The following is a 21,161-nucleotide window of genomic DNA, read 5'->3' as shown; positions in this document are numbered from 1 at the left end:
GTTGGGTGAAGAGGTAACGTAACCCAACAACCTAGCCGTAGCCGTAGGTTGGGTGAAGAGATAACGTAACCCAACAACCTAGCCGTACCCAAGAATCGATCGAACTATTTCGCTTCCATCCAATTTTTCCCCACCTTAATTTCTACCTCTAAAGGAACACTTAAAGCAACAGCATTCTCCATGGTTTCTTTGATTTTGGGACGTAATTCTTCCCATTCTTGAGGGGGAATTTCAAACACTAATTCATCATGGACTTGTAGCAAAAGACGGCTTTTATAGGGGGCTAACAGTTCATTCAATTTGACCATTGCGATTTTAATAATATCCGCACTTGAACCCTGAATCGGTGCGTTAGCCGCCGCGCGGAGGGTTTCGCTTTCATCTTTTCCCAGTTTAATTGATGCTAAATCAACTGTGTTCGGATCGCTTCCTTTGAATCGATCGAGCGCAGAACCTGTAAAATAGAAATAACGTCTGCGTCCGAGTAACGTTTCCACATATCCTTTAGTAATGGCGTTCTTTTTCTGGGTTTCTAAATACTCAAAAACCAGCGGATAGCGCGATCGATATTTTTTAATAAATGCGTCTCCTTCTTGATTAGTCATCGCAACTTCTCTGGCGAATCTTTGCGATCCCATCCCATAAATAACACCAAAATTAATCGTTTTTCCTAACCGTCTTTGTTCGGTTGTCACTTCCTCTTTTTCAAACAGTAATTTAGCAGTAACCCGATGAACATCTTTCCCTGTTTGATACGCATCTAATAAAATCGGTTCTTGACTAAAATGCGTGAGGATTCTCAGTTCAATTTGGGAATAATCAGCAGAAACTAATAACCAATCCTCTTCGGGGAGAAAAGCGCGTCGAATTTGACGAGAAAAATCAGTACGGATGGGAATATTTTGTAAGTTGGGATTAGAAGAAGACAGTCTTCCTGTCGTCGTAACCGCTTGATTAAAATCTGTATAAATGCGTTGCGTTTTATTATTAACCAAGTCGGGAAGCGCATCAACATAGGTGGATTTTAGTTTCGACAAAGTACGATGTTCAAGGATGAAATCAATAATCGGATGATCGCCTTGTAACTTTTCTAGAATTGCGTGATTTGTGGAGTAACCCGTTTTCGTTTTCCGAGATTTCTTTTTATTGAGGTCGAGTTTTTCAAATAGAATTTTACTTAACTGTTTCGGAGAATTAAGATTAAATGCTTCTCCTGCTAACTCATAGGCTTTAGTTTCTATTGCTTCTAACTTGCTTCCAATTTCTTGGGATAAATGATTTAAGTATTCCGTATCAATTTTGATTCCCCAGTATTCCATTTCTGCTAAAACAGGTTCAAGGGGAATTTCAATCTCTCGGAATAACTGATCTAACTTCGGAATGGCTTTTAATTCTGCTGCTAATAACTGACTCAATCTGTAGGTAACATACGCATCCATCCCACAATATTCCGCAACGGTTTGAATGTCTAAATCAGCAATGGTTTTTCCTTTGGTGATGTCTAAATCTTGATAACTTTGAGTTGATAAATCTGGTAAATATCGCGTCGTTAAGTCGCTTAAGTTATGAGTGCGTTCGGGATGTAAAACATAACTGGCTAACATGGTATCAAACACGACTCCCTTTAAGTTAATTCCGAAATGACGGAACATCAGTCGATCGAATTTTGCATTTTGTAGCGTTTTCGGATAGTCGTCACTTTCTAAAATGGGAGATAACGCCGCGATAATTTTATCTTGATCTAAAGAGGTTTCTTGAGTATGTTTGACAGGAATATAAGCCGTTTCTTTTACATCATTTCCCCAACAGCAACCAATTCCCACTAAGTCCGCATTACGGGGTTTTAATCCTGTCGTTTCTGTATCCCAACTCACGGGAAAAGAAGCGTCTTGATGTTGTTTTAAGGTCTCAACTAACTGATCAAGTTTCTCGCTGGTATCAATAATTTGTGGTTCAACAGTTGTCAGATTTTTATTCGGTTGCTGTTGGGTATCTTCCAGACTAAAAAACCAAAGACTCTCATCTTTTTTGTCTGGGATGATCTCTCCTCCCAGTTGTTCCTTAAAGTAGTCGATTTGTTGGGAGAATTTATTTAACTCTAATTGACTGAGAAGGGGTTTTAATTTAGCGACATTGATTCCCTTTAACTTCAAATCATTAATGGTAATGGGTAAAGGAACATCGTCTTTAATCGTAGCGAGATAACGAGAATGTTCGGCGTTTTCCTTTCCGTTTTTTAATTTCGTTTGGATTGCGCCTTTAATTGTATCAATGTTTTGATAAATGTTATCTAGGGTTTCATACTCCTTTAAAAGTTTAACGGCGGTTTTCTCGCCAATTCCATGAACCCCTGGAATATTATCTGATTTATCCCCACATAATGCTTTATAATCAATGACTTGTTTTGGCGCAATTCCCAGAGTGGCTTCTACGTCTTGACTGTGATATTCTTCTATGGTTTTTGACCCTTTTAAAACTGATTTATCCAGATAAAGAACACTGATTTTGTCGGTTTCATTAATCAGTTGAAATAAATCTCTGTCTCCAGTTATAATTTTGGTAAGGTATCCTTGCGCTTTCCCCTGTCTAGCGAGTGTTCCGAGAACGTCATCCGCTTCGTAACCAGCAGCAGTGATGACCTGTAAGTTAAGCGCGGCAAGGATTTCTTGCAGGTTCGCTAAATCTGGAATGAAGTCATCAGGGGTTTCCGCTCGATCGGCTTTGTAGGTTTCATCAGCTTCGTGGCGAAAGGTGGGTAAACCTAAATCAAAGGCGATCGCGCAGGCTTGGGGTTTTTCCGCTTCTAACACCAGTAGCAGGGATTTAAGAAAACCAAAACAAATGCTGGTCGGTGTACCATCAGACGTTTTTAATCCCCCGTCTCTCCCTTTCGCAAAGGCATAATAAGCACGAAAGGCGAGGGAGTGACCATCAACTAACAGTAAGACGGGGGAATCGTTGAGAATTGATAATTGGTTGTTGTTTTGTTGTTGGTTAGTCACGGTCACTACTGATGCTTCACAGGTCATTGTTCATTCTAACCAAATCACGCGACGCTGATTGGGTTTGATTTGATTGGTTTGTTCCTGCATGATAATCTCGCTTTGATAGGGATCAAAGTTGCGAGTAAATTCATTGTTGAGTTCATCAACACGAGTTTTAGTTTTATCCACTTCCTGTTTCACTTCTTCTAAGCGAGACACTTGGATTCTGTAGGTAGGAATTAACTTATTAAGTGCGGTCATTACAACCGTTAGCAGAACGAGATTGACGAGGATTTTGGCACTAATTTCGAGCGTTAATGCAGTATAACGAGGAAAAGTGCGGCGGGTGGATTTCTTGCGTCGAGAAGAGGCTTTTTTTTGACGTACAGGAGTGGCTTGATTTGTGGGCATTTTACCAGAAGAGAAATTAAACTTAACTTTTGATAACTATGCTATAGCAATCCTAGATGAGTGACGAGAAAATTTCGCCCCCTAGCCCCCAATTCTGGGGGAACTTAGTTAAGATGAGTGACGAGAAAATTTTGCCCCCTAACCCCCAATTCTGGGGGAACTTAGTTAAGATGAGTGACGAGAAAATTTTGCCCCCTAACCCCCAATTCTGGGGGAACTTAGTTAATCGGTTTCTCACATAAGAAACCAGATTGCTATATAGCAGTTCTATAATTATTCGTAAAAAGTTTACTCATGGAAGCCCCCCAAACTTGGGGGGTTGGGGGGCAAAACCATTCCTCCATGATCTTCGATCGAGCAAAAAAACGCCAAACTTGGGGGGTTGGGGGGCAAAACCATTCCTCCATGATCTTCGATCGAGCAAAAAAAACGCCCACAGCATCAACTGTGGACGGAATTATCGAGATTGTCAAACTTGACGCACGCCGATTTTTATTTGTAAAGTTCAGTTGCTAAACGAAAGGCGAGAACACCTGGCACTAAAGCAACTGCTAAAGCAATCAACACTTGTGTATCTGATAATGACATGAGTTATAAGCTCCTCTCAACTAAGAAATATCTTTTCACCACTTTGCAATATTTCAAGCAAGATGCGATATAAATTGTTACAAAATGCTATATTCTAACGGTGGGAAGTGGGATCGCCATCAAACAGTCACTATTGGGTTAGAATAATAGATTCAAATAGTCGCTGATAATCTATGGTTTGGTTGATTGGAAAAAGACGAGGCAAAAAAATTGCTCGCATTGAAATCACAGGCGCGATCGCGTCGGAAACACGAGAAAGAGTGCTAAAAGCACTGAAAACAGTGGAGAAACAGAAATGGAAAGCGCTGTTACTTCGCATTGATTCCCCTGGCGGAACTGTCGGCGACTCTCAAGAGATTTATAGCGCTTTGAGGGCGTTACAGCAAAAAGTAAAAATTGTCGCTAGTTTCGGCAATATTTCCGCCTCTGGAGGCGTTTATGTGGGGATGGGTGCGGAAAAAATTGTCGCCAACCCTGGCACGATTACGGGTAGCATTGGCGTAATTCTACGAGGGAACAATTTAGAACGCCTTCTCGACAAAATAGGAGTCTCTTTCAAGGTGATTAAATCGGGTCCCTATAAAGACATTCTTTCCTTCGATCGAGAACTCACCGACGAAGAAAAGCAAATCTTACAAGCATTGATTGACACCAGTTATCATCAGTTTGTGCAAACGATCGCAGAAGCTCGTAATTTAACCCGAGAAACCGTACAAAGTTTTGCAGATGGGCGAATTTTCACGGGAGAACAGGCTCAAAATTTAGGAATTGTCGATCGTCTGGGAACAGAAGAAGAAGCGCGGCGCTGGGTAGCGGAACTCGCTGATCTCAACCCCGATTATACAGAATGCGTCAACATTGGGGAGAAAAAGTCTCCTCTACAGCGATTTTTACCAGGTCGCAGTGAAGTTGATACAAATCTTACCCTGAAAACCACAAGAGATTGGCTAAAATTTGAACTAGAAACCAATGGTCAGCCATTATGGCTCTATCGACCTTAAAAATGACTAAAACAGAGTAAAGGGAGGAAACTTCGTGGTGGAGTGGAAAGTACGAGCAATTCGTGGGGCGACAACAGCTTCAGCAAATACGGTGGAAGCAATGCGAGAAGCAGTTATGGAACTTCTCGATGAACTAGAAACCCGAAATCATCTCGACCCAAATGATATTATTAGCGCTGTCTTCACCACAACCCGCGATTTAGATGCGACTTTCCCTGCAAGTATTGCACGAGAACGACCAAATTGGGATAATGTGGCTCTGCTGGATGTACAACAAATGCACGTAGAAGGAAGTTTAGCTCGTTGTATTCGTTTTTTAATTCATGTGAACACGGCTAACCCTCACTGGGAAATTGTTCATCCCTATCTACGCAATGCTCAAGATTTACGTCCAGATTGGAATTTAGCTCAAATGGGATCATAAAACACTGATTCCCAGAAGCAAACGCATAACGCATAATGAATAACGCATGACCACAATTAATTGGAATGCTCTAGCGACAAAATCTCTCGCTGGAGAATGTCTCACCAGAGAAGAAGCAAAGGCGGTTTTAACTGCTCCCAATGAGGAGTTACTATCACAATTAAACGCAGCGTATCAGGTGCGCTATCACTATTGGGAAAATCGAGTTCGTCTCCATTTTTTAGTCAATGCTCAAAGTGGTTTGTGTCCCGAAGATTGTCATTATTGTTCTCAATCCAAAATTTCCACCGCAGAAATTGAAAAGTATCCTTTTTTAGCAAAGGAAAAAATTCTTGATGCGGCGGCTCAAGCCTCAGAATTGAAAGCGGGAACGTTCTGTTTAGTCACTTCTGGACGCACTCCCACCGCATCTCTCCTCAATCAGGTTTGTGAGGCGGTAGAGGCGGTTAAACGTCAATATAACCTGAAAATTTGCGCTTGTGTGGGGCTACTCAATGAAACTCAAGCGCAACGGTTAGCAGCCGCAGGAGTTGACCGTGTGAATCATAATTTGAATACTTCCGAGAATTATCATCCTGAGATTTGTTCGACTCATACGTTCCTCGATCGAGTCGAAACTGTCAATCAGGTGCAAAAAGCAGGAATGACCACCTGTTCTGGGGGGATTATTGGCATGGGAGAATCTTTAGATGATGTTATTGATCTGGCGCTCTCTCTTAGGAAGCTAGAAATCACAAGTATTCCTGTCAACTTCCTGATTCCGATTTCGGGAACTCTCTTTGGAGAAAAGCCAACCTCTCCCTTAACGCCACCGTTTTGTTTACGAGTGCTGTGTTTATACCGCTTTCTGCTTCCAGAACGAGAAATTCGGATTGCAGGGGGAAGAGAAGTCCATTTACGCTCTCTCCAGCCTTTAGGCTTGTATCCCGCAAACTCGATTTTTGTTGCTGATTATTTGACGACCCCAGGACAAGCGGCGAAGGAAGATTGGCAAATGATCGAAGATGCTGGGTTTACTCTCGAAGCTGCGGATGGTTCTCCTCTCGTTTCTTCCTCTAATTTGGGGCTTGCTGAATAAAACTGAAAGTCTTGCCAAATAAGGATTTGAGGCGATTCAGTTCAGATAAAAATGCAAGTTCATTGATTGTTCAATCGTCACGCACCTTGCATCAAAACCTTGAACTCCTACCGATCAATCAACCCTAAGGCAAGAGGCAACTTGCTGATTGGTGTTGGGTTTCGTAAACTTCACCCAACCTACTTGCCTCTTGCCTAAGGCAACTTGCCTTACTTAACCAACCAATGGACTTTTTCAGCAACCCCTAATTTGACGGCGAGTAAGTAACTTGTTTGACTTCTCCCGATTCTCCTAAAACCGTCGGTGATTGTTGATTGTATTCCACAACAACACCGCCAGCGTTTCCCGCGCGAAGAGTGAGTTTTTCTTCTCCTGTCCATTTTTGGGTTTCTCCAGTGGCGAGGATTCCTTCATAAATTTCTTCCCCGTCGCTGGTTACTCTCACCCAAGAGTCTTTTTTAATGGATACTTTGATCTCGATCGGGTGTTCTTGGGTTTTTTCGGGAGGAGGAGTCGTGCTGGCTAATTGAGGTGGAGAATTATTGTCCTCGATCGGTTTTTCGACGATTTGCTCTTGATTGGTCTGTGGTTCGGCGTTTTCTTGTGTGGTATGGCTTTCCACTAGGTAGGATAAACCACTCACCGAAGCCACAATTAATAAAATATAGAAAAGGTAGAGATGTAAAGGGCGTAATTGCGCCGCTGGTAGTTGTCGCCAAGAGGGTTCGATCGTGTAAGTTTGTCTTCCTATGGGAAATGCTTCCGCATATTCTCTTCCGTTTAAACCCAATGCTTCTGCAAATTGTTTGATTAAACCTTGTACATAAACGGGTTCGGGAAGATGATCCAGATTTCCTTCTTCGATCGCCACCAGTAACCGAGCTTGAATACGGGTTTTAGTAGCGATTTCATCGATGGAAATCGACTTTTCTTCCCGTATTTGGCGCATTTGTGAGCCGATTTCCTTGAGTTTATCCACTTGTTGTTGCTGGGGAGTCATGGGCGGAGCTTGTTGTTTTTCACTGAACATAGTATCAATTGATTTAATTTTACTTAGATTCCTGTTTAAGATAATAGACTTCTTGGGCCGTTAAAAATCGATAATTCCCAGATTCATTTAAAAGTTTATCCTTAGTTTTCAAATTGAGCGCACCGATCGCGCTACGATGAAGAGCCAGAACGGGATAACCCAACTGTTCTGCAACTCGTCTAATTTGACGATTTCTTCCTTCTGTAAGCACGATTTCCAAGAGTGTTTTTTCTCGTTGGCGTTTGAGAACTTTAATCGCAGCCGGTAAAGTTTTTTTCTGATCTAGGATTACGCCATTACGCCATTGTTCTAACACAGATTCTGGAGGATTGTCCTTGATCCAAACTTCATAAGTCTTGGGTAAATGGTAACGAGGATGAGTGAGATGAAGGGTTAAATCTCCATCATTGGTTAGTAGTAAAGCGCCAGTGGAATTAATATCTAATCGTCCCACAGGATGCAATCCTTGTCCGTTTTTCAGGGAGTTAGGAAGTAAGTCTAGAACTGTTTTTCGGTTTTGGGTATCCCGACAAGTAGAGACAACACCGAGCGGTTTATTCACTAAAATATAGAGTTGGCGTGGACGCTTTTTAGGTGAGATTAACCTACCATCTACAGTGATTTGATCCTGCTCTAAATTTATTTTTTGCCCGAGTTGCGCTACTTTCCCATTTATTTTTACTCGTCCAGCAATCATCATTTTTTCAGCTTGACGACGTGAAGTGACTCCCCACTGGGAGAGAATTTTTTGCACTCGTTCCATAAGTTAACTTCCTAGCTTTTCTGATTGTAATCAAAGTTTGTTAAATCTAATTTAATATGATATTTAAAAAGAGTAATTTCCTGACGACACTTTTAACTCCAGCGCTAAAAGTGTGGCTATCCTCACAATTAGAAACCGTACAAGGATTACAAATTAAAATTGTCAGTACCGATCGTCAATTATTGAGAGGAATCATTTCTAAAGTTTCTTTAACCAGCGATTTTGCAATTTATCAAGGGCTAAATTTTGATCAAATTTCTCTCGCAGCAGAAGAAATTAAAGTCAACATTACTCAAATTTTAAGGGGTGAACCATTACAACTTTTAAAGCCGATTTCAATTTCAGTAAAAATGCGGATGACGAAAACTCATCTCAATGATTCTCGATCGTCTCCTCTTCTCCAGTCTGGTTTAAGAGATTTTCTGTTTCTCCTTTTCCAAACTGATTCTCTTCCTGCTTTTCATTGGGAAAGCATTACTCTAGAAAACAACGGTTTTATTTTGAAAGGAAAAAGTTTCTCTCCCTCCTCTAATTCGGTTTTAATTCAAGGAGAAGTGAGTTGGAAAAGTCCTCAACATTTATTGATTTCTCCGATTAAGGTAGAAGGCTTAGATTTTAATCAAGAATTATCCTCGATCGAGTTTGATTTAGGTTCACAAGTTCATCTCGATGATTTAATCATTACTGAAGATGCTATTTTCTTACAGGGAAATTTGATAGTTTTTACTTAGGGTTTACTGAAAAAGTTCATGGAACAGATTGTTATACCATTTTGATAACTGGCGCTACACACCAGCCCATTGTTCCCCCCTTTCAAAGGCAGGGCTGTTTCATTCTCGGGGTAAAATTGTAAATGTAAAGCGCGATCGCGATAATAAATCAGTAGCGCGATCGCGCATTTCTAGAAAAATTTCTGATATGTCTAGTTTAATCAGTTACTTAAAACAAGTCAAGGACTGGCGCGATCGCAGTGGACAAAGACATCCCCTATGGTGGGTACTTTTCATTGTTATTCTTGGTTTAATGATGGGTAACTTAAGTTACCGAGACTTAGCTGCCTTTGGAAAAAATAAGCATTACTACCTCACTCGTTTAGGAAAATCTCCTAAGCTAAAGTCGCCATCTTATTCAACAATTAGAAGAGCCATGATGGGAGTAGATAATAATGATTTAATTCAAGTTTTTAACCAATGGGCTGCTCAATTATCTTCCCCAGATGAACTTTCTAATTGGATCGCGATTGATGGTAAAAGTATTAAGTCAACTTTAACTGATACCTACGGAAATAAGCAGAATTTTGCTTCAATTGTCTCTTGGTTTAGTCAGGACAATGGGTTAGTTTTAGCTCTAGAAAAATTAGAGAATAAAAAGACTTCAGAAATTTACTGTGTTCGAGAGATGGTGAATAACACGCCTTTATCAAATCAAGTTTTGACTCTGGATGCAGTTCACTGTCAAAAAGAAACAATTAAAACGATTAATCGCTCTCGTAATGATTATGTAATTGCGGTGAAGAAAAATCAACCGAAATTGTACAACCGTTTAGAAGAAATCGCTCATAATCAGATTTCTGATCAGGAAGATATTCGAACAGAAACGAGTCACGGACGACAAGTTACTCGAACCGTATCTGTCTTTAGAATTCCAGAAACTCTTCAAGAAATTTGGATCAGTAGTCAGTGTTTTATCAAAGTAGAAAGGAAAGGCACTCGAAAAAATAAGCCTTATCATCAAATTGTTTATTATTTAAGTAGTTGTTACCAAACGGCTCAAAATTTTAGTAAAAAGATTCAGGGACATTGGGGAATTGAGAACCAACTACATTGGGTTAAAGATGTTATTTTTTCTGAAGATGTTTCCCCGGTACACCATCTTCAGTCAGCAGTCAACTTTTCAGTATTAAAAACCATTTGTCTTAATCTTTTCAGACTATTAGGCTTTTTATCAGTTACTGAAGCCCGAAGATGGCTTGGAGAGAGGCTTTGGCTACTACCCATTTTGATAGAATGAAACAGCCCTGCCTTTCAAAGGGGGGCTAGGGGGGATTTACTATAACTTGTAATTGGTCATTGATTGTTGTTGGGTTACATTTCATTCCACCCAACCTACTTTCTGATTGTTGTTGGGTTTCGTTTCTCTCCACCCAACCTACTTTCTGATTGTTGTTGGGTTACATTTCATTCCACCCAACCTACTTTCTACTTTCTGATTGTTGTTGGGTTACATTTCATTCCACCCAACCTACTTTCTGACTGTTGTTGGGTTACATTTCATTCCACCCAACCTACTTTCTGACTGTTGTTGGGTTACATTTCATTCCACCCAACCTACTTTCTGATTGTTGTTGGGTTTCGTTTCTCTCCACCCAACCTACATTTTTGTCTGACTGTTGTTGGGTTTCGTTTCTCTCCACCCAACTTACTTTATTGGGAAAGAAACTGATACTTTTCCAACCAAGGTAAAATCACTCGATGAAACTGTTGCGGAGATTCATCATGGGGACAATGACCTAATTTCGGTAACATCACTAATTCTAAATTCGGATTGAGATCAACAAACGATCGCGCTAACTGCGGAGGAATAAACCGATCGCGCTCTCCCCATAATAGTAAAATCGGAATCGTTAAATGGGGTAATAATTGCTTAACTGGGGGCGCAAAATGAGGATTCAACGCTGATTTCACCAACGCCACAAACGCATCAGAGGCACACTGATCCCGAGGTGGCGTGCATAAAATCGTCACCAGTTCCTCGTCTAAATTAGGAACATTGGGATAAGCAAGTTTCGCCCAACGGCGGATCACCGATCGCGATCGTAAAATCGGAAACAGCCCTCGCAACAACCAAGGTGCAGAAAAAAGAGATTCTACCCCGTTAACCAATTTTTGCACTGTTGGCGGGAGAATTTCAGAACGGGCTGCGGTATCAGGTAAATTAATTAAAATCAATCCTTGCGCCATCTCTGGATAACGAGAAGCAGCAGTTAAACCAATTAATGATCCTAAAGAATTACCGATGAAAATCGCAGGAGAATTAATCACCGTGCGCCAAAAATGATACAGTTGATCACTCCAAAAATCCATACTGTAGCGGGTTACGGCTTTGCGAGATGCCCCAAATCCTAACCAGTCGATCGCATATGCCGTATGCGTTTCACTGAGAATCGGGAGATTATGTCGCCAATGCCCGATCGCGGCCCCAAAACCATGTAACAGCACCAACGGCGGATTTTTGCCCGTTTCCCGCTTCGCCCGTAAATAAGTATAACGAACCTGCCAACCGCGCCAAACCCAATCCCGTTGTCTTCCTAAATCCACGTTAATCTGATTCATCCCTCTGTTACTTTTGTGTTAACATCTGGCAAAAATTCCAACAAAATTATTACAATGACAAGGGAATAACCCTTAGTTGTGATACTTAACTTAAGCCTAACCGAACGCAAAAAAAAACGCCTGTGAAGAAAAAAAACCGCAACCGCCAGCTTCCCCCAATCAACGAAAATATTCGTTTTCCCGAAATTCGCGTCATTGACAGCGAGGGAGAACAACTGGGAATCCTTACCCCTAACGAGGCCCAAAAAATCGCCGAAGAAAAGGAACTCGATTTAGTCCTGGTTAGCGATAAGGCTGATCCCCCAGTGTGTCGCATCATGGACTATGGCAAGTATAAATATGAACAGGAACGTCGGGCAAGAGAAGCGAAAAAGAAACAACACAACGCCGAAGTCAAGGAAGTGAAAATGCGTTATAAAATTGACGAGCATGATTACGAAGTGCGCGTTAACCAAGCTAAACGCTTCCTGAAATCTGGAGACAAAGTAAAAGCCACGATCAATTTCCGAGGGCGAGAAATTCAGCACAGTGATCTGGCGCGAGAATTATTAGAAAAAATGGCGATCGACCTCAAAGACACCGCAGAGATTCAACAGTCGCCAAAACGGGAAGGGCGAAACATGATTATGTTATTGTCTCCGAAAAAAGAATAAACAGTCCAAAAAGTAGGGTGGGCAATGCCCACCTGATCACCTAAAAAATTGATCCTGCAATCATTCCCGCGAGTAAAATAAAGCCCAATCCAACATTCTGGCGAAAGATCGAACTATACAACGTCGTCGGAATGTTTTTTTGTCGAAGACGATAATATTGCCATCCCCAACCGCAAACCGCAACTCCCAAAGTTAGCCAAAAAATAAACTGGAGTTGCGTTTTGAGAGCCAGCACAGCAAGAGAAACCGCCGTTCCCAGAAAAAAGACTCCCACTGCTTCTGGGGCGTATTTCCCGAAAAATAAGGCACTAGAACGAATCCCAATTTTGCGATCGTCCTCTCGATCGGCCATCGCGTAAACCGTATCAAAGCCTAACGTCCAGAGTACCGTTGCCGTCCACAACAGCCAAGTTTCTCTTTCCACACAAGCGGTAAGATTCCAAAACGCTCCTTGATTAGCATCACAACTAATTGCTGTCCAACTAATCAAAACTGCAAAGCCCCAAGCAAGGGATAAAACTAACTGCGGCACTGGAAACACCCGTTTCGCCAGGGGATAACCAATAATCACAGGAACAGCGAGAACACACAAGAAAAAGCTCACCTGATTGAGATAAAAGGCGAGTCCAGCGGCGCAAATAAATGCCAACACAGCAACCACAATCCCTACTTTCACCGATAACTCACGAGACGCAAGGGGACGAGTGCGAGTGCGTTCCACTTGCGGATCAAGATTACGATCCCAAAGGTCATTCACCACACAACCGGCGGCGGAAGTGGTTAAACTGCCTAAAATAATAATGGTGACAAGGGGGAAAGGGGGCATTCCGTTGGCAGCGAGAAACACAGCCCATAATGCGGGAATCATTAAAATCAGTCGCCCAGTGGGTTTATCCCAACGTAAAAGTTTTATAATTGCTTGCCAGGTCGATGGCGGTTGGTATTCTTGCACCATAATCCAATACACTAAATTTGTTGATCTAATACTATTCAAACGTAGGTTGGGTGGAGAGAAGTGCAACCCAACATTACATTAATTGTTAGAGGAATTAAAGTCAGTGAAGAGGTCGCCCCCTCCACTGCTCTCCAAAACGGTGCATGATAGTTTCCCATCACACCGCTCCTCAGTTAAACGGCTGTTGTCATCAGTACGTCACCAGCATATCGTTTTCCCATTGATAATCCTCTGGGATAATGGAAGCCACGGGGTGGTGATTACTCCCTTTTACGGAAGTCCCGTGATGGTGGATACTCCCATCCGTTCTGGTCTTTTCATCGTGGCAATGTCGATGGAGTAGTTGCCAGTTTTTATACTCGTCTTTTCCGCCTTTTGAGCGGGGGGCGATATGGTCAACCTCTAATAAATCTCCATCTCGGAAAAACAATCCGCAGTGAGCGCACTTCCCTTTCTGCTTCTTGAGCAACGACGCTGTTCGTTTTGGCATCTCAGGGTGTTTGCCCATTCTTGAACTCCAGTAGATTAAGTCGCCGTCATAAGGGCTTTTATCCCCCTTAACTTTGACATGACGGACGATTGCTGTTTGTGAGTGCTTCATTAGCACCATAGGATTCGACCCTTCACGCGGTGTGGCAAACGTCCATTTGTCGCCCCTTATAGTTCGGAAGTATTTGGTTTTAACCCACTTCTTTCCTTTATTCGGATGACGTTTTACACCCCATTTCCATAACTTCCAGAAAGTCAGATGTTCTAGCCTTGAGAAGACCTTTGAGCTTACTCCTATTGAGAAGTAGTTACACCACCCTCGGATAACACGGTTGAGATTCGCAATCAAAGTAGCTTGTGACTGCCCTTTATGCTTATCAATTACCTCAGCTATCCTCCGATAGTGCTTTTTCTGACTTTCCTTACTAGGGGTGATGAGCGTTTTGAACCCTAAAAGTCGCCCTTTTGTGTCCCTTCCTGATGTATATTTACCCACCTTATGTTGGCGGATATTAAAGCCGAGGAAGTCAAACCCCGCTTTTTCATTTTCGTAATTTTCAAGGGTGTGGGCGATTCTGGTTTTGCTCGGTTTCAATTCTAGCCCCATGTCTGCCAACCAATTGGAAACAACCTCTTTACATCTCTGGACAACGGCGAGGCTCTCGTGTAGGATAACGAAATCGTCGGCATATCGGATTACACATACAGACCTCCGCTTATTTGAAGCACTGACTTGATAACCATTATTGGTTTTCATATCAAAAGTGTGAGCGATAGCCTTGATTTCATTTTCCATACCGTGGAGGGCAATGTTAGCCAGTAGTGGAGAAATGACCCCACCCTGTGGCGTACCCTCAGATGTTGGCGAGAACTCCTTACCCTCCATTACCCCTGCTTTGAGCCACGCCCGAATTTGTTTCCGAAACGTGGGAAAGGTTTTTATTTTATTCAGGAGTCTCTCGTGGTTGATACGGTCGAAACATTTAGCTAGATCCGCATCAAGCACGTATTTAGGCTTGTACCGAATGGCATCAAATATAGCTGTGACAGCATCATGGGCTGACCGCCCTGCACGAAACCCGTAGGAATTTGGTTCAAAGACCGCCTCCCATTCAGGTTCTAAGGCTAGTTTTACTAACGCTTGTAGCGCACGGTCATACATGGTAGGTATTCCCAAAGGTCTTTCCTCCCCATTAGGTTTCGGAATCTTTACCCTTCGAGTTGGTTTAACCTTTGAACCCAGTTTCAGATTATTTACGAGCTTCATACGTGCTACTGGGGACAAGGATTTAACCCCATCCACTCCTGCCGTCTTTTTGCCCTGATTGTCCTGAGTAACTCTACGCACCGCTAATACCTTAGCCGACCAAGATTTTACTAACAATTTCTGGAGTCTGCGAACTGCTTTGACATCTCCACGACTTGACGCTTTGTAGATGCGCTTTTGGAGCTTATAGACGACCCTCTCGGCTTTATGCCAATCGATATCGCCCCATTTAATACATCGGTTGTCCGTGTTCATAACATATTAACTCTCTACTTGTACCTCTACAATCCATCTAACCGTGAGTCCGTCTGCTTGCGGTGAGCGTTGCCGAACCGCGTATCCTCACCATTACAGTAAGGCGTTTGCTTCTGACTCAATCTCTCTCCCCCGTTACCTACAATAATGAAAGTAGATGTTACGTCTTAGCTGACTACTCAGCCCATCGACCTAGACTGAGAGTAATCGAGGGAGTTACTTCGTTCCCTTATGACCTTTGGTTTGTCTCCTTTAGGAGGGATACTTTTCACCGAGTTTAAGGGTGGCACTGGCAAGAATAGTTGACTTCTTGCCACCCTAACTAATGCCCGTTTGGGACTCCCAGAGTGGTCAGCCTGATTTCTCTGGTTTATAGTAAACGATGATTAAGACGCATCCTTAGACCTTGTTCTCCATAGAGACGTGCTAACGGGACTGGGACACAGGCTGTCCTTCCTCTTTCCGCTTTTATTCCCGCTTTACGGATTGATGGCTAGTCGCTACCGTAGGGAATATGCTTTCAACCTCGTGCTTAGGCGACAGGACTTGAGTTGTTATGGGGTTTTTTCCCTTCCAGTGGTCTTTGCTATTGCTGCACTGGTCACTCTCACCTATAAGGTCACAGAGTTGTCAACTGAGAGGGATTTAAGTGCGAACTCAACCTAATCGGTTGCCCCCCAGAAGCCAATCGTCCCCATAACCATAAAGGTATGTTTAGACTGAACGAATCGCACCAACTGAACTTATTATAAGACTAAATGGTTGGGGAAATTTGAACCCTCTTCCTTCAAGATGGGAACGATAAGGGAGTCTAACTTCGAGTAGAGAACACTTAAACGGTACATAATGGTTAACACAATTTATCCAATTCCAACGAAAACATTAACTTCTGAAAATAAGGATTCTACAAGCGATCGAATCATTGCGGCGATCGATATTGGGACAAATTCGATTCACATGGTGATTGTGAAAATTGAACCCTCTCTTCCCGCGTTTAATATCATTGCTCGTGAAAAAGATACCGTCAGATTGGGCGATCGAGACCCGAAAACGGGTAATCTCACGTTAGATGCGATGGAAAGGGCGATGTCCGCTTTACAACGGGGTTTAGAATTAGCGCGGAGTTTTAACGCGGAAGAAACCATTGCTGTCGCCACTAGCGCCGTCAGAGAAGCGCCCAATGGTCGAGAATTTATCAAAACAGTACGAGAACAATTGGGGTTAACCATTAACCTGATTTCGGGACCAGAAGAAGCGCGACGCATTTATTTAGGGGTTTTGTCCGCGATGGAGTTTCAAGAACAGCCCCATGTCATTATTGATATTGGTGGCGGTTCAACGGAATTAATTTTAGGTAATGGTCACGAACCGAGATGTTTAAGTAGTACGAAAGTAGGAGCGGTACGCCTAGCTAGTGAGTTTATTACCACTGATCCCATTAATAATAAAGAGTTAAAGTTTCTACAAGCCTATATTCGCGGACGGATGGAACGTCCAGTAGAAGAATTAAAGGCAAAGTTAGCCCCAGAAGAAGTAATTAACTTAGTGGGAACATCAGGGACGATCGAATGTTTAGCAATGATTCACGCTAAGGAAAAATTAAATACGAATCCCAATCCCTTACAGGGGTATAGTTTCAGTCGCAAAGATTTAGAGGATGTTGTTAAGTTATTGGCAAGTTTAGATATTAATAAACGTGCTGATTTACCTGGAATGTCAGGACGAAGAGCCGAGATTATCGTGCCAGGGGCTATTATTTTATTAGAAACAATGAAAATGCTAGAAGCAGAAAGCATTACGATTTGTGAGCGAGCGTTAAGAGAGGGGTTAATTGTTAACTGGATGTTGACTCATGGCTTGATTGAAAATCGCTTGCGTTACCAAAAATCAGTGCGCGATCGAAGCGTGATTAATATTGCTCAGAAATACCAAGTTGATCTCGAATCGAGTCAGCGTGTGGCTAATTTTTGCCTTGATATTTTTGATCAAATCCAAGGCATATTACACAGTTGGGGCGATCGAGAGCGAGAATGGTTGTGGGTGGCAGCGATTTTACATAACTGTGGTTTTTATATTAGTCATGCGGCTCATCATAAACATTCTTATTATTTAATTCGTCATGCTGAATTATTAGGTTTTACAGAAAATGAACTAGAAATTATCGCAAATATTGCTCGGTATCATCGCAAAAGTAAACCGAAAAAGAAACATTATAACTATCAGAACTTACCTGATAAAACAACAAAAAAAATGGTCAGCGAAGTCAGTGCAATGTTACGGTTAGCTATCGCATTGGATCGCAGACAAATCGGTGCAATAACAGCACTTTATTGTCACTATAATGAAGACAATCAGGAATTACAGTTAGAGTTATTTCCGAAAGATGTTAATGATGATTGTGCTTTAGAACTTTGGAATTTAGAAGATAAAAAAGTTATTTTTGAAAACGAATTTAGTGTTAAGGTCGTTCCGAAACTCTCGGTCTAATTTTCGATCGCCCCCTTACCCCCAACTTTGGGGGAACTCGATCGCCCCCTTACCCCCAACTTTGGGGGAACTCGATCGCCCCCTTACCCCCAACTTTGGGGGAACTCGATCGCCCCCTTACCCCAACTTTGGGGGAACTCGATCGCCCCCTTACCCCAATTCTGGGGGAACTCGATCGCCCCCTTACCCCCAACTTTGGGGGAACTCGATCGCCCCCTTACCCCCAACTTTGGGGGAACTCGATCGCCCCCTTACCCCAACTCTGGGGGAACTCGATCGCCCCCTTACCCCCAATTCTGGGGGAACTCGATCGCCCCCTTACCCCCAACTTTGGGGGAACTCGATCGCCCCCTTACCCCAACTCTGGGGGAACTCGATCGCCCCCTTACCCCAACTCTGGGGGAACTCGATCGCCCCCTCACCCCCAACTTTGGGGGAACTCGATCGCCCCCTCACCCCCAACTTTGGGGGAACTCGATCGCCCCCTTACCCCCAATTCTGGGGGAACTCGATCGCCCCCTTACCCCCAACTTTGGGGGAACTCGATCGCCCCCTTACCCCAACTCTGGGGGAACTCGATCGCCCCCTTACCCCAACTCTGGGGGAACTCGATCGCCCCCTTACCCCAACTCTGGGGGAACTCGATCGCCCCCTCACCCCCAACTTTGGGGGAACTCGATCGCCCCCTTACCCCCAACTCTGGGGGAACTTCAAGAAAACGTATGAAACGTAGAAACGTAGGTTGGGTGAAGCGAAGCGAAACCCAACACCAATCAGAAACGTAGGTTGGGTGAAGCGAAGCGAAACCCAACACCAATCAGTAGAAAACGTAGGCTGGGTAAAGATATTCCTGTTACTGAGCTTGTCAAAGTATGGAACGTCTCCACGCGAAACCCAACACCAATTCTAAACAATTACCTAAAACTAATCTCACATAGGAAATCACATCTTTGAGGCGACGAAGCTAGGTTTTGGGTGTGGAAGTCCATCTTCTTCTAAGAGTAGCTGCAAAACCTCCTCACCATTTCTCGCCGCTTCTTCATAACTATCTCCATGTGTGCGATATGTTTGTTCTGGAAAATCAGGAAGATGCACAATATAACAGTGATCTTCATTTGACCAAATAATTAGCATTTGATATCGAATCGCGATCATGATTGATCTTCCCCTCGTTAAGATTTTTCAATCAACAATCAACTTTTCTCCCACCGTTAAACGCATTCCATTACAAAAATCCCAACCAGACTGAGGACGCTTACCAGAACGTTGGACTTGAGACAGTAATAGCATTCCTTCTCCCGTTTGCACGATCGCACCGAATTTTTTCACGATCGCCACGATTTCCCCAGCTTGTCCAGTTTCTTGGCTGAGATTATCCCACTGTTGACGTGTTTGTTGATACTCCGACGGAAGTTGTAACCAGTAGGATTTTCCTAAAGGAACAGTTGCCAAAATCTTGAGGGTTTCTCCACGCAGGGAGGTTGTGCAATTGGGATAAAATCCTCTGATTTGATTATGAAGCTCGATCGCGCTTTTCGACCAATCTAACTGATAATCCGCCTTTTTAATCAACGGTGCATAAGTCGCTTCCTGATCCGCTTGAGGAGTCGCTGTAATTTCTCCTTTCTCCCACTTCAACAACGTTTCCACCAGTAACTCACCGCCAAGACTGGCTAACCTTTCTCCCACCGTTTCCGCATTCTCCAATAATCCCACTGGGGTTGTCGCCTTCAATAACATTGCGCCAGTATCCATTCCCACGTCCATCAACATCGTCGTTACTCCCACCACCGATTCCCCATTGTAGAGACTCCATTGAATCGGTGCTGCGCCACGATATTGGGGTAAAATCGAACCGTGAACATTAATGCAACCCAAACGAGGCATATTTAAGATTTCCTCAGATAAAATTTGACCATAAGCAGTGACCACAAACGCATCAGCATTGATTTCTCGTAACTGCTGTAAGCTAGTTGTATCTTTCTTGATCCGTTTCGGTTGTAAAATCGTAATATTCTGCTCGATCGCCAATTCTTTAACTGGAGAAGGAATCAATTTTTTCCCTCTCCCTTTTGGTTTATCTGGCTGCGTCACCACTGCTAAAACATCTATTGTCGAATTGTCTAGTAGTGCTTTCAGGGTGGGAACAGCGAAATTAGGTGTTCCGAAAAAAACAACTTTCATTAGTCATTAGTCATTGGTCATTGGTCATTAGTCATTGGTCACTGATTACTGATTACTGGTCACTGATTACTGATTACTGGTCACTGATTACTGATTACTGGTCACTGATTACTGTTGGGTTTCGTGGGACTCCACCCAACCTACTTTTGCTTAACGGTTAGCTACGATTTTGGGAAGAACCAATTAAAGGACGTTCTGTACTTTGACGGAAACGTTCTACATTTTCGTTATAAGCAATGGGTAAAACACATTCTACATTTTCGTGAGGACGAGGAATGATCACCCAAGTTTCTAACGCAGCCCCGTATGCTTTATCCACCGCATTAATCCCAGCATCCATCGCTGTTTTCACTTCTGAGACATCACCACGAATAATAATTGTAAACCGCGCACTACCAGCACGGATATAACCCACTAAGGTGACATTTCCCGTCTTCACCATCGCATCGGCGGCGGCTAAAACTCCAGGAAACCCTTTGGTTTCAAGGCTACCCACTGCATCTAGAGACATTCACATTGCTCCTTAATCGTTTTAATTTATCTACCGTTTAATATCAAGTCCAAGACAATTCTACAATAGACCAGTCAGAGAGCCATCGGTTTGAAACCGATGGATGAATCCTTCGACAGGCTCAGGAACAGAGCCTGCCAAGGCTTTAGCCTTTTGTGTCATTTTATGTTATCATGCTAGATAGCCCTAAACCTAATGGTGAAAAACCCAAACGGGCTAATTTAACAGGTAAGGATACAGCTAGGGCGAACCCTAGTCAAGGTCTGTCTCCCATTCTTGAGTGTGGGAAAGGAAGTGATGAAATGCGGTTTTAACTTCGACAAGCTCAGTTACCATCCATTGAGTCACCCCCTCTTGAATCCATTGAATTTTAATCAATGGAGAACTCAAACTCGAAATGCTTCTACCTCGTCACTAAAAGCAATTGGCATTACTGACTCTAAGTTTTCGGGAGGATTCGGAATTGTATAATGAGTGATCACTGTTCCGTTGTAAGATTGTTCGGCGGCTTCAATCCCAGCAATCATTGAGCGTTCCACTTCCGATACTTGACCGCGTATCGCCACGTAAAATTGCGCTCGTTCAGCTTTATCGAAAGAAACCAGGGTAACTGATGCGGTTTTGACCATTGCATCTGCTGCCGCTAAAACGGCGGGAAACCCATCCGTTTGAATCACACCCACAGCAATTGGCATTTTTGTTTTCTCCTCCTACTTCCTGAATCATGCTTAAAAGTAATGCTTCCTATT

General features: G+C 42.9%; 21 protein-coding genes. 9 read left to right on the top strand and 12 right to left on the bottom strand.

Features of this window, described 5'->3' with window-relative positions; genetic code table 11:
• Positions 1-104: 104 nt before the first annotated feature.
• The 3 genes from polA to psaM all read right to left on the bottom strand — a co-directional run bounded on the left by polA (position 105) and on the right by psaM (position 3,983).
• Positions 105-3,029 (bottom strand): DNA polymerase I, encoded by a 2,925-nt coding sequence (gene polA, locus DACSA_RS04980; RefSeq protein ID WP_015228710.1) that lies wholly within the window; start codon positions 3,027-3,029, stop codon positions 105-107.
• A gap of 3 nt (positions 3,030-3,032) precedes the next feature.
• Positions 3,033-3,395 carry a slr1601 family putative cell division protein gene (locus DACSA_RS04975; protein ID WP_015228709.1) on the bottom strand — a complete coding sequence of 121 codons (363 nt, stop codon included), beginning with the start codon at positions 3,393-3,395 and terminating at the stop codon, positions 3,033-3,035.
• Between the two features lie 492 nt (positions 3,396-3,887).
• A complete protein-coding gene (gene psaM, locus DACSA_RS18850) occupies positions 3,888-3,983 on the bottom strand; it encodes a photosystem I reaction center subunit XII (RefSeq protein WP_015228708.1) in 96 nt (31 codons plus the stop codon).
• Positions 3,984-4,156: 173 nt separating this feature from the next.
• Between psaM and sppA the strand changes: the two genes are divergently transcribed.
• The 3 genes from sppA to bioB are packed head-to-tail and all read left to right on the top strand — an operon-like array spanning position 4,157 to position 6,486.
• Positions 4,157-4,984 carry a signal peptide peptidase SppA gene (sppA, locus tag DACSA_RS04960; RefSeq protein WP_015228707.1) on the top strand — a complete coding sequence of 276 codons (828 nt, stop codon included), beginning with the start codon at positions 4,157-4,159 and terminating at the stop codon, positions 4,982-4,984.
• A 37-nt stretch (positions 4,985-5,021) separates the two neighbouring features.
• Entirely contained in the window at positions 5,022-5,408 is a 387-nt protein-coding gene (gene aroH, locus DACSA_RS04955) for a chorismate mutase (protein WP_456297635.1), read from the top strand.
• Between the two features lie 46 nt (positions 5,409-5,454).
• Positions 5,455-6,486 carry a biotin synthase BioB gene (bioB, locus tag DACSA_RS04950; RefSeq protein ID WP_015228705.1) on the top strand — a complete coding sequence of 344 codons (1,032 nt, stop codon included), beginning with the start codon at positions 5,455-5,457 and terminating at the stop codon, positions 6,484-6,486.
• A gap of 244 nt (positions 6,487-6,730) precedes the next feature.
• Here bioB and DACSA_RS04945 read toward each other — a convergent pair whose 3' ends face one another.
• Positions 6,731-7,516 (bottom strand): helix-turn-helix domain-containing protein, encoded by a 786-nt coding sequence (locus DACSA_RS04945; RefSeq protein WP_015228704.1) that lies wholly within the window; start codon positions 7,514-7,516, stop codon positions 6,731-6,733.
• Between the two features lie 19 nt (positions 7,517-7,535).
• Positions 7,536-8,279 carry a pseudouridine synthase gene (locus DACSA_RS04940; protein ID WP_015228703.1) on the bottom strand — a complete coding sequence of 248 codons (744 nt, stop codon included), beginning with the start codon at positions 8,277-8,279 and terminating at the stop codon, positions 7,536-7,538.
• A gap of 56 nt (positions 8,280-8,335) precedes the next feature.
• On the opposite strand from DACSA_RS04940, the gene DACSA_RS04935 reads away from it, so the two are divergent.
• Both DACSA_RS04935 and DACSA_RS04930 read left to right on the top strand, forming a co-directional pair.
• Positions 8,336-9,010 carry an LmeA family phospholipid-binding protein gene (locus tag DACSA_RS04935; RefSeq protein ID WP_015228702.1) on the top strand — a complete coding sequence of 225 codons (675 nt, stop codon included), beginning with the start codon at positions 8,336-8,338 and terminating at the stop codon, positions 9,008-9,010.
• A 187-nt stretch (positions 9,011-9,197) separates the two neighbouring features.
• Entirely contained in the window at positions 9,198-10,289 is a 1,092-nt protein-coding gene (locus tag DACSA_RS04930; protein ID WP_015228074.1) for an ISAs1 family transposase, read from the top strand.
• Between the two features lie 413 nt (positions 10,290-10,702).
• Here the strand turns inward: DACSA_RS04930 and DACSA_RS04925 are convergent, their stop codons facing one another.
• Positions 10,703-11,611: an alpha/beta fold hydrolase gene (locus tag DACSA_RS04925; RefSeq protein ID WP_015228700.1), complete on the bottom strand. Its 909-nt coding sequence runs from the start codon at positions 11,609-11,611 to the stop codon at positions 10,703-10,705.
• 122 nt (positions 11,612-11,733) lie between these two features.
• Between DACSA_RS04925 and infC the strand changes: the two genes are divergently transcribed.
• Positions 11,734-12,264 (top strand): translation initiation factor IF-3, encoded by a 531-nt coding sequence (infC, locus tag DACSA_RS04920; protein ID WP_015228699.1) that lies wholly within the window; start codon positions 11,734-11,736, stop codon positions 12,262-12,264.
• A gap of 40 nt (positions 12,265-12,304) precedes the next feature.
• On the opposite strand, the gene DACSA_RS04915 is transcribed toward infC, so the two are convergent.
• Both DACSA_RS04915 and ltrA read right to left on the bottom strand, forming a co-directional pair.
• On the bottom strand, positions 12,305-13,219 hold the full coding sequence (locus DACSA_RS04915) for a 4-hydroxybenzoate solanesyltransferase (RefSeq protein WP_015228698.1): 915 nt from the start codon (positions 13,217-13,219) through the stop codon (positions 12,305-12,307).
• A gap of 190 nt (positions 13,220-13,409) precedes the next feature.
• Positions 13,410-15,230 (bottom strand): group II intron reverse transcriptase/maturase, encoded by a 1,821-nt coding sequence (gene ltrA, locus DACSA_RS04910; RefSeq protein ID WP_015228142.1) that lies wholly within the window; start codon positions 15,228-15,230, stop codon positions 13,410-13,412.
• 846 nt (positions 15,231-16,076) lie between these two features.
• On the opposite strand from ltrA, the gene DACSA_RS04905 reads away from it, so the two are divergent.
• Entirely contained in the window at positions 16,077-17,717 is a 1,641-nt protein-coding gene (locus DACSA_RS04905; protein ID WP_015228697.1) for a Ppx/GppA phosphatase family protein, read from the top strand.
• A 942-nt stretch (positions 17,718-18,659) separates the two neighbouring features.
• Here DACSA_RS04905 and DACSA_RS04895 read toward each other — a convergent pair.
• Complete coding sequence (locus DACSA_RS04895) at positions 18,660-18,872, bottom strand: type II toxin-antitoxin system HicB family antitoxin (protein ID WP_015228695.1); 213 nt, start codon at positions 18,870-18,872, stop codon at positions 18,660-18,662.
• 27 nt (positions 18,873-18,899) lie between these two features.
• Positions 18,900-19,901, bottom strand: a complete 1,002-nt coding sequence (fmt, locus tag DACSA_RS04890; RefSeq protein ID WP_015228694.1) for a methionyl-tRNA formyltransferase — start codon at positions 19,899-19,901, stop codon at positions 18,900-18,902.
• A gap of 20 nt (positions 19,902-19,921) precedes the next feature.
• On the opposite strand from fmt, the gene DACSA_RS20310 reads away from it, so the two are divergent.
• Positions 19,922-20,062, top strand: a complete 141-nt coding sequence (locus tag DACSA_RS20310) for a hypothetical protein (RefSeq protein ID WP_198007635.1) — start codon at positions 19,922-19,924, stop codon at positions 20,060-20,062.
• Here DACSA_RS20310 and DACSA_RS04885 read toward each other — a convergent pair.
• Complete coding sequence (locus tag DACSA_RS04885; protein ID WP_015228693.1) at positions 20,059-20,412, bottom strand: carbon dioxide-concentrating mechanism protein CcmK; 354 nt, start codon at positions 20,410-20,412, stop codon at positions 20,059-20,061. The genes DACSA_RS20310 and DACSA_RS04885 overlap by 4 nt on opposite strands.
• Before the next feature lie 173 nt (positions 20,413-20,585).
• On the opposite strand from DACSA_RS04885, the gene DACSA_RS20305 reads away from it, so the two are divergent.
• A complete protein-coding gene (locus tag DACSA_RS20305) occupies positions 20,586-20,726 on the top strand; it encodes a hypothetical protein (RefSeq protein ID WP_156800665.1) in 141 nt (46 codons plus the stop codon).
• Positions 20,727-20,798: 72 nt separating this feature from the next.
• Here the strand turns inward: DACSA_RS20305 and DACSA_RS04880 are convergent, their stop codons facing one another.
• Positions 20,799-21,107, bottom strand: a complete 309-nt coding sequence (locus DACSA_RS04880; RefSeq protein WP_015228692.1) for a carbon dioxide-concentrating mechanism protein CcmK — start codon at positions 21,105-21,107, stop codon at positions 20,799-20,801.
• Between the last annotated feature and the right edge of the window lie 54 nt (positions 21,108-21,161).

It is taken from the genome of Dactylococcopsis salina PCC 8305 (assembly GCF_000317615.1).
GTDB classification, from domain to species: domain Bacteria; phylum Cyanobacteriota; class Cyanobacteriia; order Cyanobacteriales; family Rubidibacteraceae; genus Halothece; species Halothece salina.
The sequence above is the reverse complement of the archived record's forward strand: the minus strand, read 5'-3'. Positions and strand labels throughout refer to the sequence as shown.